Raw genomic sequence first — 15229 nt, 5'->3', positions numbered from 1 at the left:
GCTACCGTGTTGGAGTGGTGCGCATTATAGGGCGGCTTTTCAGGAGGTCAACCTTTAATTTCAATAATTTAGAATCTTTTTGGAGAAGACCGCATCAGGGCCGCCAGGTGCTCGCCACAACACCTTCAGCGCCTATGAGATCGAGCGCCGCCCGCGCGGCGCTCGATCTCATAGGCGCCAGAGGAGCAAAGACAGGCACCCCCACAGCCAATACCCTCTCAAGACAGGCCCATAGCCGCCCTGACGCACCCCACAACCAAAAGCCAAACCCCAAAAACAAAACGGGGAGGCCTACCGGCCTCCCCGCTTCTATATAGCTACACCCAAAGCCAATCACTCAGCCTTCAAGGTAACCCGCGCAAACGACTTCTTGCCCGCCTGGCACACATGCGTCGCACCCAGCGCAAACATGAATTCGCGATCAACCACCACACCATCAACCTTGACCGCACCACCACTCAGCAAGTCCCGCGCCTGCGCCGAGTTCTTCACCAGGCCAGCCCGGTTCAGCACGGCAGCAATCGGCAGGCTTTCCGCCGCAGCCACTTCGACTTCCGGCAGGTCTTCCGGCAGCTCACCTTCCTTCATACGGTTACCCGCAGCGCGGTGAGCATTGGCCGCAGCCTCCTCACCATGGAAGCGCGCAACGATCTCTTCGGCCAGCTTGATCTTGATGTCCCGCGGGTTGGCGCCATTGGCAACATCGGCACGGAACTGCTCGATCTCTTCCATCGAACGGAAGCTCAGCAGCTCGAAGTAGCGCCACATCAACGTATCCGGGATCGATACCAGCTTGCTGTACATCACCCCCGGCGCTTCCTGGATACCTACATAGTTACCCAGCGACTTGGACATCTTCTTCACACCGTCGAGCCCTTCGAGCAGCGGCATGGTCACGATGTTCTGCGCTTCCTGGCCATAGGCGCGCTGCAGTTCGCGCCCCATCAGCAGGTTGAACTTCTGGTCAGTACCACCCAGCTCGACATCCGCCTTCAGCGCCACCGAATCATAGCCCTGCACCAGCGGGTACAGGAACTCGTGGATGGCGATCGGCTGGTTGGTAGTGTAGCGCTTGTCGAAATCATCGCGCTCGAGCATGCGCGCCACGGTGTACTGCGACGCCAGACGAATGAAGTCGGCCGGGGTCAGCTTGTCCATCCAGGTGGAGTTGAACGCGACCTCGGTCTTGGCCGGGTCGAGGATCTTGAACACTTGCTGCTTGTAGGTCTCGGCGTTTTCCAGCACCTGCTCGCGGGTCAGCGGCGGGCGCGTGGCGCTCTTGCCGCTCGGGTCGCCGATCATGCCGGTGAAGTCACCGATCAGGAAGATGACCTGGTGCCCCAGATCCTGGAACTGGCGCAGCTTGTTGATCAGCACCGTGTGCCCAAGGTGCAGGTCAGGCGCGGTCGGGTCGAAGCCGGCCTTGATGCGCAGAGGTTGGCCGCGCTTGAGCTTCTCCACCAGTTCCGACTCGACCAGTACTTCTTCCGCACCGCGCTTGATAAGCGCCAGCTGCTCTTCAACCGACTTCATAGACAAACCCGCAAGGCTCAGATTCAGGGGGAGCCAACCATACAAGATCGGCCGTCAATTACAAGTTTCGCAAAGGAATGTGACCCGAACACAGGCTTGCGGCGTCTACGCGCCCTTGCGTGAAAATGGATTTGGTTATATTTTATACAGTTATTTCATCTTCATCATGTCATTCATCTTTTCCATTTCACCTTTTTCAAAGTCACCTTGCCCATGACCAACGAACCGCCTAAAGCGCCCCCGCTTTATCCGAAAAGCCATCTGTTGGCCGCCAGCGGCATCGCCGCCCTGCTCAGCCTGGCCCTGCTGGTGTTTCCCTCCAGCGAAGTGGAAGCCAAGAAAACCACCCTCAACCTCGAGCTGGAGAGCCCTGCCGAGCAGTTGAAGGACGAATCCCGCGCTGCGCCCCTGGTGCAGGCAGAAACCGAGCAAAGCTCGCCATTCGCCCAGATCGAAGACGCCGCCCCCGAGACCCAGAAGGCCGAACAGGAGGCGCCTGCTGCCGAACCGGTCGTCGAAGCCGCCAAGGAACCCAGCCACCGCGAAGTCACCGTGGCCCGTGGTGATACGCTGTCCACCCTGTTCGCCAAGGTCGGCCTGCCGACCAATGCGGTGCATGACCTGCTGGCCAGCAACAAGCAGGCCAAGCAGTTCAGCCAGCTCAAGCACGGCCAGGTACTGCAGTTCGAGCTCGACAAGGATGGCCAGCTGGCCAGCCTGCACAGCAAGGTCAGCAACCTCGAAACCATTCGCCTGACCAAGACCGCCAAGGGCTACACCTTCAACCGCGAAATCAGCAAGCCGGTAATGCGTACCGCCTACGCCCACGGCGTGATCAAAAGCTCGCTGTCGGCCTCGGCCCAGCGCGCCGGCCTGTCCCACAGCATGACCATGGACATGGCCCGCGTGCTGGGTTACGACATCGATTTCGCCCAGGATATTCGCCCGGGCGACGAATTCGACGTGGTCTACGAGCAGAAAGTGATGGACGGCAAGGTGGTCGGCACCGGCAACATCCTGTCCGCACGCTTCACCAACCGCGGCAAGACCTACACCGCCGTGCGCTATACCAACAAGCAGGGCAATACCAACTACTACACCGCCGATGGCAACAGCCTGCGCAAGGCCTTCATCCGTACCCCGGTCGATTTCGCCCGCATCAGCTCGCGCTTCTCCGCCGGCCGCAAGCACCCCATTCTGAACAAGATCCGCGCCCATAAGGGCGTCGACTATGCCGCCCCACGCGGCACGCCGATCAAGGCAGCCGGTGACGGCCGCATCGAACTGGCCGGGCGCCGCGGTGGTTATGGCAACACCGTGATCATCCAGCATGGCAACCGCTACAAGACGCTGTACGGCCACATGCAGGGCTTTGCCAAGGGCATCAAGACCGGCAGCTCGGTCAAGCAGGGCCAGATCATCGGTTACATCGGCACCACCGGCCTGTCCACCGGACCGCACCTGCACTACGAGTTCCAGGTCAACGGTGTACACGTCGACCCGCTGAGCCAGAAAGTGCCGATGGCCGACCCGATCGCCAGGAACGAGCGCCAGCGTTTCCTGCAGCAGAGCCAGCCCCTGATCGCCCGCATGGATCAGGAAAAGGCCACCCTGCTCGCAGCGAACAAGCGCTAAGCCCATGGCGCTCTACCTGGGGGTGATGTCCGGTACCAGCCTCGATGGCCTGGACATTGCCCTGATCAAACAAGGCGAGCAGCTCGAACTGCTCGCCACCCACTACCTGCCCATGCCCGGCGACCTGCGCCAGGAACTGCTGAGCCTTTGCAGCAGCGGCCCTGACGAGATCGCCCGCGCCGCACTGGCAGAAAACCGCTGGGCCAGCCTGGCAGGCGAAGGCATCCGCCAACTGTTGGCCAGGCAAGGGCTGCAGGCCGATGCCATCCGTGCCATCGGCAGCCACGGCCAGACCATCCGCCACGAACCAGCACGCGGTTTTACCGTGCAGATCGGCAACCCGGCGCTACTGGCCGAGCTTACCGGTATCAGCGTGGTCGCTGACTTCCGCCGTCGCGATGTGGCGGCCGGTGGCCAAGGTGCGCCACTGGTGCCGGCCTTCCATGAAAACCTGTTCAGCCACCTCGGCCAGCGCCTGGCCATTCTCAACGTGGGCGGCTTCAGCAACCTCAGCCTGATCGAACACGACAAGCCGGTCCACGGCTTCGACTGTGGCCCGGGCAATGTGCTGCTGGATGCCTGGATCGAGCGCAAGCGCGGCCAGGCCTACGATGCGGATGGGGCGTGGGCTGCCTCGGGTGTGGTGCAGCCCGACTTGCTCAGCGCACTGCTGGCCGACCCGTTCTTCGCCGGCAGCGGCCCGAAGAGCACCGGCCGCGAAGTGTTCAACCTGCCTTGGCTGGATGGCCACCTGGCCCGCTTGCCCGCTTACCGCGACGAGGACGTGCAGGCGACATTGCTGGAGCTGACCGCACGCAGCATCATCGACTCGCTGAGCAACGCCCAGCAAGACACCGAAGCGTTGCTGGTCTGCGGTGGCGGTGCGCGCAACGGCGCCCTGATGGCGCGCCTCGGCCAGTTGCTGCCCGACGCCCGTGTCGCCAGCACCGGTGCCCATGGCGTGGACCCGGACTGGGTCGAAGCCATGGCCTTCGCCTGGCTGGCCCACTGCTGCCTGGAGGGCATCGCCGCCAACCGCCCTAGCGTGACAGCGGCCAAGGGCCTGCGTGTACTCGGCGCAATCTACCCGGCCTGAGCGCTACGCCAGAAAGCAAAACGCCGCGCAATTGCGCGGCGTTTTCGTATAGCCAGGCCTCAGATCGAGAACGACGAGCCGCAGCCGCAGGTGGTAGCAGCATTCGGGTTCTTGATCACGAAGCGCGAACCTTCCAGGCCTTCCTGGTAATCCACTTCGGCGCCAGCCAGGTACTGGAAGCTCATCGGGTCGACCACAAGGGAAACACCCTCGCGCTCAACGATGGTGTCGTCTTCGGCCACGTCTTCATCGAAGGTGAAGCCGTACTGGAAGCCCGAGCAGCCGCCACCGGTGACGAACACGCGCAGCTTCAGACGATCGTTGCCTTCCTCGGAAACCAGGTTCTTCACCTTTTGTGCAGCGCCGTGGGTGAATTCCAAAGCCGTGGGGGTGAAGGTTTCGACGCTCATGTTGATTCTCCCGGCGCGGTAGCCGCCATAAAACTCGATGACGCGCATTATCCGCTTTCCCGAGAAAATCGGTCAAGAATTGTGCGGCTTTAGTCGCGACATACAAAAAGGCCCGCACGACGCGGGCCTTTTCGAACGCTGGCTGCTTACGGCAGCAAGCCCGCGTGGGACAGGCCCATGCGCTCGTCCAGGCCGAACAGGATGTTGAGGTTCTGCACCGCCTGGCCGGACGCGCCCTTGACCAGGTTGTCGATCACCGAGAGTACGACTACCAGGTCACCACCCTGCGGGCGATGAACGGCAATACGGCAGACGTTGGCGCCGCGCACGCTGCGGGTTTCCGGGTGGCTACCAGCCGGCATCACGTCGACGAACGGTTCATCGGCGTAGCGCTTCTCGAACAGCGCCTGCAGGTCGACCGAGGTGTCGGCGACGGTAGCGTACAGGGTCGCGTGAATGCCACGGATCATGGGCGTCAGGTGTGGCACGAAGGTCAGGCCGATATCCTTGCCAGCGGCCAGGCGCAGGCCCTGGCTGATCTCCGGCAGGTGGCGGTGGCCCTTCACCGCGTAGGCTTTCATGCTTTCACCGGCTTCGCAGAACAGCGAACCCACCGCCGCACCACGGCCAGCGCCGCTGACGCCCGACTTGCAGTCGGCGATCAGGCGCGACGGGTCGGCCAGGCCAGCTTCCAGCAGCGGCAGGAAGCCCAGCTGGGTGGCGGTCGGGTAGCAACCCGGCACTGCGATCAGGCGCGCCTGGCGGATCTTCTCGCGGTTGACTTCAGGCAGGCCGTACACCGCGTCCTTGAGCAGCTCTGGCGCACCGTGCGGCTGGCCGTACCACTTGCCCCACTCGGCGGCGTCCTGCAGGCGGAAGTCGGCCGACAGGTCGATCACCTTGGTACCGGCCGCCAGCAGCTCGCCGGCCAGGGCATGGGCTACACCGTGCGGGGTGGCGAAGAACACCACGTCACAGGCGGCCAGGGTCTTGCTGTCCGGCACGCTGAACGCCAGCCCGTCATAGTGGCCGCGCAGGTTCGGGTACATGTCCGCCACTGCAACGCCCGCCTCGGAGCGCGAAGTGATGACCGCCACCTCGGCCTGTGGATGCTGTGCCAGCAGACGCAACAGTTCGACGCCGGTGTAACCCGTGCCGCCGACGATACCGACCTTGATCATAACGCTTGCCCCTTATCAACGAGCCGTCTGGAAAGCGCACGATAATAGGGGCGCAAGGCGCCTGTAACAACTCTTCGGGTGACCCTTCGGGCGCTTGACCACTACTATCTGACGACCGTGTATACCTGAAGGAACTCCCCCATGCTTTACCTATGGATCAAAGCGCTGCATATCGTCAGCGTGGTCTGCTGGTTCGCCGGCCTTTTCTACCTGCCGCGGCTGTTCGTCTACCACGCCCAAAGCCAGGACAGCATCAGCCAGGAACGCTTCGTGACCATGGAGCGCAAGCTGTTCCGCGGCATCATGAACCCGGCGATGATCGCCACCTATGTGTTCGGCGCGTGGATGCTCTATCTCACACCCGGCTGGCTCAGCCAGGGCTGGCTGCATGCCAAGCTGACCCTGGTCATCCTGCTGACCGTCTACCATCACATGTGCGGCGCCCAGCGCAAACGCTTCGCCAGCGGCAGCAACACCCACGGCCACGTCTACTATCGCTGGTTCAATGAAGTACCCGTGCTGTTCCTGCTGGGTATCGTAATTCTGGTGGTGGTCAAACCGTTCTGACATAGCCACTCGCTCAAGGAGCCTTGCCATGTCGCTACCTGCCTCCCTCGAACAACGCCTGCGTCTGCCCGTGGTTGCCGCACCGATGTTCCTGATCTCCAACCCCAGGCTGGTATTGGCCTGCTGCGCCAGCGGCGTGGTCGGCAGCTTCCCGGCCCTCAACCAGCGTGACAGCGCCGGTTTCAAGGCCTGGCTGGAGGAAATCGAGACAGGCATGGCGCAATTGCAGGCGCCAGCGCCCTATGCCGTCAACCTGATCGTCCACCCGACCAACCCGCGCCTGCAGGCCGACCTGGCGTTGTGCGTGGAACACCGCGTGCCGATTGTCATTACCAGCCTGGGCGCGGTGAAGGAAGTGGTCGATGCCGTGCATGGTTACGGCGGCCTGGTGTTCCACGATGTCACCACCCGCCGCCATGCCGAGAAAGCCGCCGAAGCCGGTGTCGATGGCCTGATCGCCGTCGCCGCCGGCGCAGGCGGCCATGCCGGCACCTGGAGCCCGTTCGCCCTGGCCGCGGAAATTCGCCAGTTCTTCGACAAGACCCTGCTGCTGGCCGGCTGCCTCAACCACGGCCACGAGATCCTCGCCGCGCAAATGCTGGGTGCGGACCTTGCGTACATGGGTACCCGCTTCATCGCCACCGCAGAAAGCCAGGCCCCGGGCGCCTACAAGCAGATGCTGCTCGATGCCCATGCCGCCGACATCATCCACACCCCGGCGGTGTCCGGCGTGCCTGCCAGCTTCCTGCGCCCGAGCCTGGAGCAGGCTGGCTATGACATGAACGCCCTCAAGCGCGGCCACGAACAAGGCAAGCTCAAGCCGATCGACGACGAAGCCAAGGCCTGGAAGACCGTGTGGTCGGCGGGCCAGGGGGTCGGCGGTATCGACGACCTGCCCAGCGCCAGCGCGCTGATCGGCCGGCTGCATGACGAGTACCGGGACGCCCTGGAACGCTGCCAGGCCCTGCGCGCGCGGACCTTGTAGCAAAAGGCAACACCTTGCCCGGCCAAGCTGTACACTAGGCGCCCTCTTCAGCCCCCAGGAGCCTTGCATGACCCGTTACGCCATGATCACTGGTGCTTCCAGCGGCCTGGGCCTGGCCCTGGCGGAAGCCCTGGCGCGGCGCGGGCGCAACCTGATCCTGGTGGCACGCCAGCGTGAAACGCTGGAGCCGGTGGCCATCGAGCTTACCCAACGCTTCGGTGTCGAGGTGCTGTTCCGTGCCTGCGACCTCAGCCAGCCGCTGCGCCTGTCGGGCTTCGTGCTGGAGCTGGAAGAAGGCGAGCGGCGCATCGACCTGCTGGTCAATTGTGCCGGCCTGCGCACCTACGGGCCATTCCTGGCCCATGAGTGGGCCGACGAGCAGGACCTGCTGGAAGTCAACGTGCTGGCCCTGAGCCGCCTGTGCCACGCCATCGGCAACCTGATGGCCGTACAGGGCGGCGGGCAGATCCTCAACGTCGCCGGCCTGGCCGGGGTGGCGCCTGGCCCCTGGATGGCCACCTATGCCGCCAGCAAGGCCTATGTGCTGAGTTTCTCCCAGGCCTTGCGTGAAGAACTCAAGCGCACCGGCATCAAGGTTTCGGTACTGTGCCCCGGCCCGGTGCGCTCCGCGCGCCGTCGCATTCCGCGGCTGCATGGCAAACCACGCTGCCTCAGCCCTGAGGAAGTGGCTTTGTACACCGTGCGCGCGCTGGACAAGAACCGCGCGCTGATCCTGCCCGGTCGGCGCAACCGCTGGCTGGCGTTCGCCCCGCGCCTGCTGCCGCGCTGGCTGGTGCGCAAGCTGGCCGGGGTCATCCACCGCCGCTATTGCCCGGTCGGCATGGAATAGCCACTGGGCGAGCGGCGCCCGGCTGAGTACACTCGGCCCGACCCTCACCATGGAGCAAGTGCTGTGGACGATTTATTCATCAAGATCATCAACCGGGACATCCCGGCGAAGATCATCTACGAGGACGACCAGGTACTGGCGTTCCACGATATCGCCCCCCAGGCGCCGGTGCATTTTCTGGTCATCCCGAAAAAGCACATCCGCACCCTCAATGACTTGACCGAAGAAGACAAAGGCCTGGCTGGCCACATCTTGTTCACCGCCCAGCGCCTGGCCAAGGAACTTGGCTGCGAGGACGGCTTCCGCGTGGTCATGAACTGCAACGAGCAGGGCGGCCAGACCGTCTACCACATCCACATGCACGTGCTTGGCCAGCGCCAGATGCACTGGCCACCGGGCTGATCCACGGCAAGCGACCCTGCCACTATTGCGGTAAACTGTCGGGCACATTCTTGCGGAGGTGCCCGATGGCTACCGAACGTCACTACTCGCCGCTCGACCGCTTGTTGCTGCAGGCCGATACCGCCATGCGCACCTTGCTGCCCTTCAGCGGCCAACCCGCCCGCCCATCGCCGGCCATCGTCCAGCCGGACGTCGACCTGGACGAGCAGCAGGCGCGCCATGTTGCCGGGCTGATGCGCATCAACCACACCGGTGAAGTCTGCGCCCAGGCGCTGTACCAGGGCCAGGCCCTGACCGCCAAGCTGCCCGAAGTGCGCAAGGCCATGGAACACGCCGCCGAGGAAGAAGTGGACCACCTGGCCTGGTGCGAACAGCGCATTCGCCAGCTGAACAGCCACCCCAGCGTACTCAACCCTTTGTTCTACGGCATGTCGTTCGGCATCGGCGCACTCGCCGGGCTGGTCAGTGACAAGGTCAGCCTGGGCTTCGTCGCTGCCACCGAGCACCAGGTCTGCAAGCACCTCGACGAGCACCTGGAGCAGATCCCGCAGGAAGACGAAAAATCCCGGGCCATCCTCGAGCAAATGCGCATCGATGAGGAACAGCACGCCGAGTCTGCGCTGGAAGCCGGCGGATATCGCTTCCCCGCCCCGGTTCGCTTTGGCATGAGCCTGTTGGCCAAGGTCATGACCAAGAGCACCTACCGTATCTGAAGGCATCACCATGACGGACCGTTTCGACGCCAAGGACCTGGCGCGCGCCGTGCAAGCCGGCATTCTCCAGCCGGGCCAGGACCAGGCCCTGCTGGCGTTCCTGCGCCAGCAACCGGCACAGCGTGGCAGCTTCCAGCTGGCCCATGTCGCTTTCTACTTCGGCGCCATGCTGATCATGGCAGCCATGGGCTGGTTGCTCACCGAAGCCTGGATGCGCATCGGCGACTGGGCGCTGCTGGTCATCGCCAGCCTCTATATTCTGCTGCTCACGCTGTTCGCCGTTAACCTGCAACGGCGCGTACAGCCCGTCGCGGCCGGGGTGCTGGCGGCGGTGGCGGTCAGCATCGTGCCGTTGGCGGTGTTCGCCATCGAACGGCTGGCCGGCTGGTGGCCGATGGATGATGCGCAGGCGAACTATCACCAGTACTACACCTACGTGCAGGGCGGCTGGCTGGCAATGGAAGCGGCCACGGTGCTTGCCGGGTTGTTGATGCTGCGGCTGATCCCCTACCCGTTCATCGTCATGCCGATTGCCGTGGCCTTGTGGTTCATGTCGATGGACCTGAGCGAATGGTTCTTCGGCTCGCCATTCAGCTGGGAGCAACGCCGCGAGGTTTCGTTGTGGTTCGGGCTGGGGTTGCTGGTGGTGTTCGTCGGGGTGGATGGTCGCACCCGCGAAGACTACGCCCACTGGGGCTACCTGGCCGGGCTGGCGGCATTCTGGGGCGGGCTGACGCTGGTGGACAGCGGCAGCGAGTTGGGCAAGGCCCTGTACTGCCTGATCAATATTGTACTGATGGGCATGGCGGTGCTGTTACGTCGGCCGGTGTTCATGGTGTTCGGGGCGCTGGGCGTGGCGGCTTACCTGGGGTACCTGTCGTACGAGGTGTTTGCCGACTCGCTGCTGTTCCCGCTGGTGGTGACCCTGATCGGGCTTGGGGTTATCGGGCTGGGGCTGGTTTACCAGAAGCGGCGGGAGCGGTTGAGCCGGGTGATGCGGGGCTGCTTGCCGGGATGGGTGCGGGCTGCACTGCCGGCGCTTCGCAGCTGAAATTGTCGGGGCTGCGTTGCAGCCCCAAAAATCCGGGGCTCAACCCAGCTCTACAATCTCGTACCCGTGGGTAATCTCTACCCCGGCACGCTCGAGCATGATCGAAGCCGAGCAATACTTCTCCGCCGACAGCTCCACCGCACGCTTGACCTGGGCCTCTTTCAGCCCACGCCCCTTCACCACGAAGTTCATGTGGATCTTGGTAAACACCTTCGGGTCTTCGCTGGCACGCTCGGCCTCCAGGAAAGCCTCGCAGCTTTCCACTGCCTGGCGCGACTTCTTCAGAATGCTGACCACGTCAAAGCTGCTGCAGCCACCCAGGCCCAGCAACAGCATTTCCATCGGGCGCACACCCAGGTTGCGGCCGCCGGCCTCGGGCGGGCCGTCCATCACGACGACATGGCCGCTCCCCGATTCGCCGAGGAACATCGCCTCACCGGCCCACTGGATACGTGCCTTCATCTACCCGGACTCCTGATATTCGAAAAAGGGTGTCAGCTTAGACCTTGTATGGCTGCGGGAAAAGTACGAGTCGTGTCGGTTTAGTACCGAAACATCCTGTAGTGTCTGATAAGCTGGCGCCAAATGACTGGCGCACACCGCCAGCCAACCTTTATAAAAAGGCCTATGCGTCGTATCGAACAGGATTTCGTGATGGTTGCCTCTGCCCTACCCGCCAAGATCAAGAACATCGACAAGCTGCTGGCGCACTGCCAGCGTCGCCGCTATACCGCCAAAAGCAACATCATCTGCGCCGGCGACCGGGCCGAGACATTGTGGTTCATCATCAAGGGATCGGTCACCATCCTCATCGAGGACGACAACGGCCATGAAATGATCATCGCCTACCTCAACAACGGTGACTTCTTCGGCGAGCTGGGCCTGTTCGAACCGGTCGAGGGTGAACAACAGCGCAGTGCCTGGGTGCGCGCCAAGACCGAATGCGAAGTAGCCGAAATCAGTTACGAGAAGTTTCGCGAACTGGCCCGCCAGGACCCGGAAATCTTGTACGCCCTGGGCAGCCAGATGGCCCAGCGCCTGCGCAACACCACGCGCAAGGTCGGCGACCTGGCTTTCTTCGACGTTACCGGGCGCGTCGCCCGTTGCCTGCTGGAGCTGTGCAAGCAACCCGACGCCATGACCCACCCCGACGGCATGCAGATCAAGATCACCCGTCAGGAAATCGGCCGTATCGTCGGTTGCTCCCGGGAAATGGTCGGCCGCGTCCTCAAGGACCTTGAAGAGCGCAGCCTGGTGCAGGTCAAAGGCAAGACCATGGTGGTCTACGGTACCCGCTAGTCCTTGGGCAGGTCGGCCAGCACCTTGGCATAGGCCTGCGACAGCCGCTCGAACCAGGGCGCCGCGGGCGCCACTTCGTGCAGGGCGATGTGCGCATCGGCGCGGCAGCGCTGCTCCAGCTCGCAGCACTCGTTGAAGCGGTTGACCGCCGCCACCATCGACTCACGCTCGTTATCCAGCAGCAGCGCACCGTGCACCAGCACCACCGGGCGCTTGCCGCCCAGCCCCTGGCGCCAGCGTTGGGCAGTGCCCACCAGCTTGCGGCCATTGAGGTTGACGTTGTAGCGGCCATCGCAGAAAGCGCCGTCGATTTCGCCCACCGACGCCACCCCGCCCCACTCGCGCAGCACATCGCACAGCGGCAGGCACAGGCGCTCGTAGGCGTTCTCGATACGGCCGTGGTCGCCTTCACTGCGGGGGGCGACATAGACCAGGGCAACGTTCACCGTCGAATGAGACTGCGGCACCGGCTCACCACCGGTTTCGCGTAGCAGCACCGGCCAGCCGGCGATTGCCAGCTCCGAGCAGGCGGCTTCAAAGTTTTCCAGTCGGCTCATGCGCCGAGGCATGACCAGGGCGTGGTCGGTCGGGCGCCAGAACAGCACGCCACTGTCGCGTTCGCCGCGGCAGACGGCGGCCAGCAGTTCCTGTTCGGCGTGCAGGCCTTGTTCTACGGTCAGGGCCAGGGGTTGATCGGTCATTGATCCACCTATGTCGTTTTTACCGGCCTCTTCGCGGGCTCGCCCGCTCCCACAGGGATTCCACAGATGCCAAAGGCAGTGATCATCCTGTGGGAGCGGGCGAGCCCGCGAAGGGGGCATGGCAGGCATACAAAAAAGCCGGCGACAATGCCGGCTTCGCTTCGATCAGTCCAGTTGCTGAACAGTCTTCTTCACCTGATCCGGGAAGAACAACCGCTGCAGCTCAAGCCCTGGCTGCTCGGCGCGCATGAACGCCTCACCCACCAGGAACGAGTAGACCTCGTTGATCGCCATCAGCTCCACATCGGCCCGGTTCAAGATACCGCTCTCGGTAATCGCCAGGCGATCACGCGGAATACGCGGCAGCAGGTCGAGGGTGGTTTCCAGGCTGACCTCGAAGGTGTGCAGGTTACGGTTGTTCACCCCCACCAGCGGTGTATCCAGGGTTTTCAACGCACGCTCCAGCTCATCGCCATCGTGCACTTCCACCAGCACGTCGAGGCCGACATCCTTGGCCGTGGCCGCCAGTTCGGCCATTTTCACGTCATCCAGCGCCGACACGATCAGCAGCACACAGTCCGCGCCCAGGGCCCGGGCTTCAACGATCTGGTACGGGTCTACCATGAAGTCCTTGCGGATCACCGGCAGCGACACCGCCGCGCGGGCCTGCTGCAGGTACTCGTCGGCACCCTGGAAGTAATCCACATCGGTCAGCACCGAAAGGCAAGTCGCCCCGCCCTTCTCGTAGCTGACGGCAATTTCCGCCGGCACGAAATGCTCGCGAATCACGCCCTTGCTCGGCGAAGCCTTCTTGATTTCGGCAATTACCGCCGGCTGCTTGCGCCCGGCTTGCTCGATCAGGGCCTTGGCAAAGCCACGCGGGGCATCGGCAGCCTTGGCCAGGCCCTCCAGTTCGGCGAGGCTGACGCGCGCACTGCGCTCGGCCACTTCCTGGAACTTGCGGGCAATGATCCTTTCCAGCACCGTCGGCACACTCATGCTTCGTTCTCCACCTTGAATACTGCAGTAAAGGCACCCAGCTCCTGCAGCTTCTCCCAGGCCAGCCCGGTGTGCAGTACGTCGTGGGCCAGTTCCACACCGGCTTTCAGGCTCATGGCATGGTCAGCGGCATACAGCGCCGCGCCCGCATTGAGCACGATCATCTCGGCGGCCTTCTGGCCGTTCTCGGTCTTGCGTCGGCCCAGCGCATCGCGGATCAGCTCCAGCGATGCCTGGGGGTTCTCGACGGCCAGGCCGTGCAGGCTCTGGCTCTTCATGCCGAGGTCTTCCGGCTCGACCCAGTATTCGGTGATTTCGCCATTCTTCAGTTCGGCGACGAAAGTCGGCGCGGCCAGGCTGAACTCGTCCAGGCCGTCCTTGGAGTGCACCACCAGCACGTGCTTGCTGCCCAGGCGCTGCAATACTTCAGCCAACGGGCGGCACAGGGTCTGGGCGAATACACCGACCACCTGATGCTTCACTCCGGCCGGATTCGTAAGCGGGCCGAGCATGTTGAACAGGGTACGCAGCCCCAGGTCGCGACGCGGGCCGGCAGCATGCTTCATGGCCGAGTGATGGCTTTGCGCGAACATGAAGCCGATGCCCAGGCTGTCGATGCAGCGGGCCACCTGGGTGGGCGTCAGGTTCAGGTAGATGCCGGCGGCCTCCAGCAGGTCGGCACTGCCGCTCTTGCCCGATACCGCGCGGTTGCCATGCTTGGCCACGGTGCAACCCGCCGCCGCCAGGACGAACGACGAGGCGGTGGATACGTTGAAGATGTTGGCACCATCACCGCCGGTGCCGACGATATCGACCACGCCATCGAGACTTTGCAGTTCGACCTTGTCGGCCAGCTCGCGCATCACCGACACCGCACCGACGATCTCGTCGATGCTTTCGCTCTTCATGCGCATGCCCATCAGGAAGGCGCCGATCTGCGCTTCGCTGCACTGGCCGGTCATGATCTGGCGCATGACGTCACGCATTTCTTCGGTGGAAAGGTCCAGCTGGCCGACGATACGGCTCAACGCACTCTTGATATCCATGTTCGATCCTTAGCGGCGGCCGCCGGTCTGCTTGAGGAAGTTGGCGAACAGTTCGTGGCCCTGTTCGGTCAGGATCGACTCGGGGTGGAACTGCACCCCTTCGATATTCAGCGTTTTGTGACGCAGGCCCATGATCTCGTCGACCGAACCGTCAGCATGGGCGGTCCAGGCAGTCACTTCCAGGCACTCGGGCAAGGTTTCGCGCTTTACCACCAGCGAGTGGTAACGGGTCACGGTCAACGGGTTGTTGAGGCTGGCGAACACGCCCAGGTCGCGGTGGTGGACCGGGCTGGTCTTGCCGTGCATCACCTGGCGGGCACGCACTACGTCACCGCCAAAGGCCTGGCCGATGGACTGGTGGCCCAGGCACACGCCGAGGATTGGCAGCTTGCCGGCAAAATGCAGGATGGCCTCGATCGACACGCCCGCCTCGCTCGGCGTGCACGGGCCTGGAGATACGACGATGCGCTCGGGGTTGAGGGCTTCGATCTGGGCGATGGTCATTTCGTCATTGCGAATGACCTTGACCTCGGCACCCAGCTCGCCAAGGTACTGAACGACGTTGTAAGTGAATGAGTCGTAATTGTCGATCATCAGTAACATCGGGTTAAACCTCTTGAATCTACTGACTTCAGAATTCGAACCTTTCTGCACCCGCCAACAGGCGCGGCTTTGCCACAAGGGGCGGTAGACAGGAAGGCAAACGGGGGCGGGCCGGACGGGCCGGCAGGAGATAAAGTCAGGCGCGCCAACGCCAACGG

17 protein-coding genes are annotated in these 15229 nt (G+C 63.4%); 9 read left to right on the top strand and 8 right to left on the bottom strand.

Translation table 11 applies throughout. The features are described 5' to 3' along the window. Positions 1-333 precede the first annotated feature (333 nt). Positions 334-1533, bottom strand: a complete 1200-nt coding sequence (tyrS, locus tag J5M71_RS17010; RefSeq protein WP_207834264.1) for a tyrosine--tRNA ligase — start codon at positions 1531-1533, stop codon at positions 334-336. Between the two features lie 213 nt (positions 1534-1746). Here tyrS and J5M71_RS17005 point away from each other — a divergent pair, with 213 nt between their 5' ends. Then, positions 1747-3168, top strand: coding sequence for a peptidoglycan DD-metalloendopeptidase family protein (locus J5M71_RS17005; RefSeq protein WP_207834262.1), 1422 nt, complete (start codon positions 1747-1749; stop codon positions 3166-3168). Between the two features lie 4 nt (positions 3169-3172). Continuing rightward, positions 3173-4264, top strand: coding sequence for an anhydro-N-acetylmuramic acid kinase (locus tag J5M71_RS17000; RefSeq protein ID WP_207834260.1), 1092 nt, complete (start codon positions 3173-3175; stop codon positions 4262-4264). 59 nt (positions 4265-4323) lie between these two features. On the opposite strand, the gene erpA is transcribed toward J5M71_RS17000, so the two are convergent. After that, a complete protein-coding gene (gene erpA / locus J5M71_RS16995) occupies positions 4324-4674 on the bottom strand; it encodes an iron-sulfur cluster insertion protein ErpA (protein ID WP_015268740.1) in 351 nt (116 codons plus the stop codon). A gap of 146 nt (positions 4675-4820) precedes the next feature. Then, positions 4821-5855 (bottom strand): N-acetyl-gamma-glutamyl-phosphate reductase, encoded by a 1035-nt coding sequence (gene argC, locus J5M71_RS16990; RefSeq protein ID WP_025337480.1) that lies wholly within the window; start codon positions 5853-5855, stop codon positions 4821-4823. A 141-nt stretch (positions 5856-5996) separates the two neighbouring features. Between argC and hemJ the strand changes: the two genes are divergently transcribed. The 6 genes from hemJ (at position 5997) to J5M71_RS16960 (ending at position 10423) form a co-directional block, all read left to right on the top strand. Beyond that, positions 5997-6422: a protoporphyrinogen oxidase HemJ gene (hemJ, locus tag J5M71_RS16985; protein ID WP_207834258.1), complete on the top strand. Its 426-nt coding sequence runs from the start codon at positions 5997-5999 to the stop codon at positions 6420-6422. A 28-nt stretch (positions 6423-6450) separates the two neighbouring features. Beyond that, the gene (locus tag J5M71_RS16980; protein ID WP_207834256.1) at positions 6451-7407 is read left to right on the top strand and encodes a nitronate monooxygenase family protein; all 957 of its coding nucleotides are present in this window, start codon (positions 6451-6453) and stop codon (positions 7405-7407) included. A 67-nt stretch (positions 7408-7474) separates the two neighbouring features. Further along, positions 7475-8257 (top strand): SDR family oxidoreductase, encoded by a 783-nt coding sequence (locus J5M71_RS16975; RefSeq protein WP_207834254.1) that lies wholly within the window; start codon positions 7475-7477, stop codon positions 8255-8257. 63 nt (positions 8258-8320) lie between these two features. Then, the gene (locus J5M71_RS16970) at positions 8321-8659 is read left to right on the top strand and encodes a histidine triad nucleotide-binding protein (protein WP_063914599.1); all 339 of its coding nucleotides are present in this window, start codon (positions 8321-8323) and stop codon (positions 8657-8659) included. Between the two features lie 65 nt (positions 8660-8724). After that, positions 8725-9372 (top strand): 2-polyprenyl-3-methyl-6-methoxy-1,4-benzoquinone monooxygenase, encoded by a 648-nt coding sequence (coq7, locus tag J5M71_RS16965; RefSeq protein WP_025337477.1) that lies wholly within the window; start codon positions 8725-8727, stop codon positions 9370-9372. Positions 9373-9382: 10 nt separating this feature from the next. Then, positions 9383-10423 carry a DUF2157 domain-containing protein gene (locus J5M71_RS16960; protein ID WP_207834252.1) on the top strand — a complete coding sequence of 347 codons (1041 nt, stop codon included), beginning with the start codon at positions 9383-9385 and terminating at the stop codon, positions 10421-10423. Positions 10424-10462: 39 nt separating this feature from the next. On the opposite strand, the gene J5M71_RS16955 is transcribed toward J5M71_RS16960, so the two are convergent. Then, positions 10463-10885, bottom strand: coding sequence for an OsmC family protein (locus tag J5M71_RS16955; protein WP_004376171.1), 423 nt, complete (start codon positions 10883-10885; stop codon positions 10463-10465). Between the two features lie 192 nt (positions 10886-11077). On the opposite strand from J5M71_RS16955, the gene crp reads away from it, so the two are divergent. Further along, positions 11078-11722: a cAMP-activated global transcriptional regulator CRP gene (crp, locus tag J5M71_RS16950; RefSeq protein WP_207834250.1), complete on the top strand. Its 645-nt coding sequence runs from the start codon at positions 11078-11080 to the stop codon at positions 11720-11722. Here crp and J5M71_RS16945 read toward each other — a convergent pair. From J5M71_RS16945 to J5M71_RS16930, 4 genes are all read right to left on the bottom strand, one after another. Beyond that, the gene (locus tag J5M71_RS16945; RefSeq protein ID WP_207834244.1) at positions 11719-12423 is read right to left on the bottom strand and encodes a lipoate--protein ligase family protein; all 705 of its coding nucleotides are present in this window, start codon (positions 12421-12423) and stop codon (positions 11719-11721) included. The genes crp and J5M71_RS16945 overlap by 4 nt on opposite strands. A 165-nt stretch (positions 12424-12588) precedes the next feature. Continuing rightward, on the bottom strand, positions 12589-13422 hold the full coding sequence (trpC, locus tag J5M71_RS16940) for an indole-3-glycerol phosphate synthase TrpC (protein ID WP_063914595.1): 834 nt from the start codon (positions 13420-13422) through the stop codon (positions 12589-12591). Next, positions 13419-14468: an anthranilate phosphoribosyltransferase gene (trpD, locus tag J5M71_RS16935; RefSeq protein WP_013970609.1), complete on the bottom strand. Its 1050-nt coding sequence runs from the start codon at positions 14466-14468 to the stop codon at positions 13419-13421. Before trpD ends, trpC begins: the two co-directional genes overlap by 4 nt. A 9-nt stretch (positions 14469-14477) precedes the next feature. Further along, positions 14478-15071: an aminodeoxychorismate/anthranilate synthase component II gene (locus tag J5M71_RS16930; protein WP_207834242.1), complete on the bottom strand. Its 594-nt coding sequence runs from the start codon at positions 15069-15071 to the stop codon at positions 14478-14480. Between the last annotated feature and the right edge of the window lie 158 nt (positions 15072-15229).

The organism is Pseudomonas sp. 43(2021) (assembly GCF_017490805.1).
Taxonomy (GTDB): Bacteria; Pseudomonadota; Gammaproteobacteria; order Pseudomonadales; family Pseudomonadaceae; genus Aquipseudomonas.
This window is presented reverse-complemented; position numbering and strand designations above follow the sequence as displayed.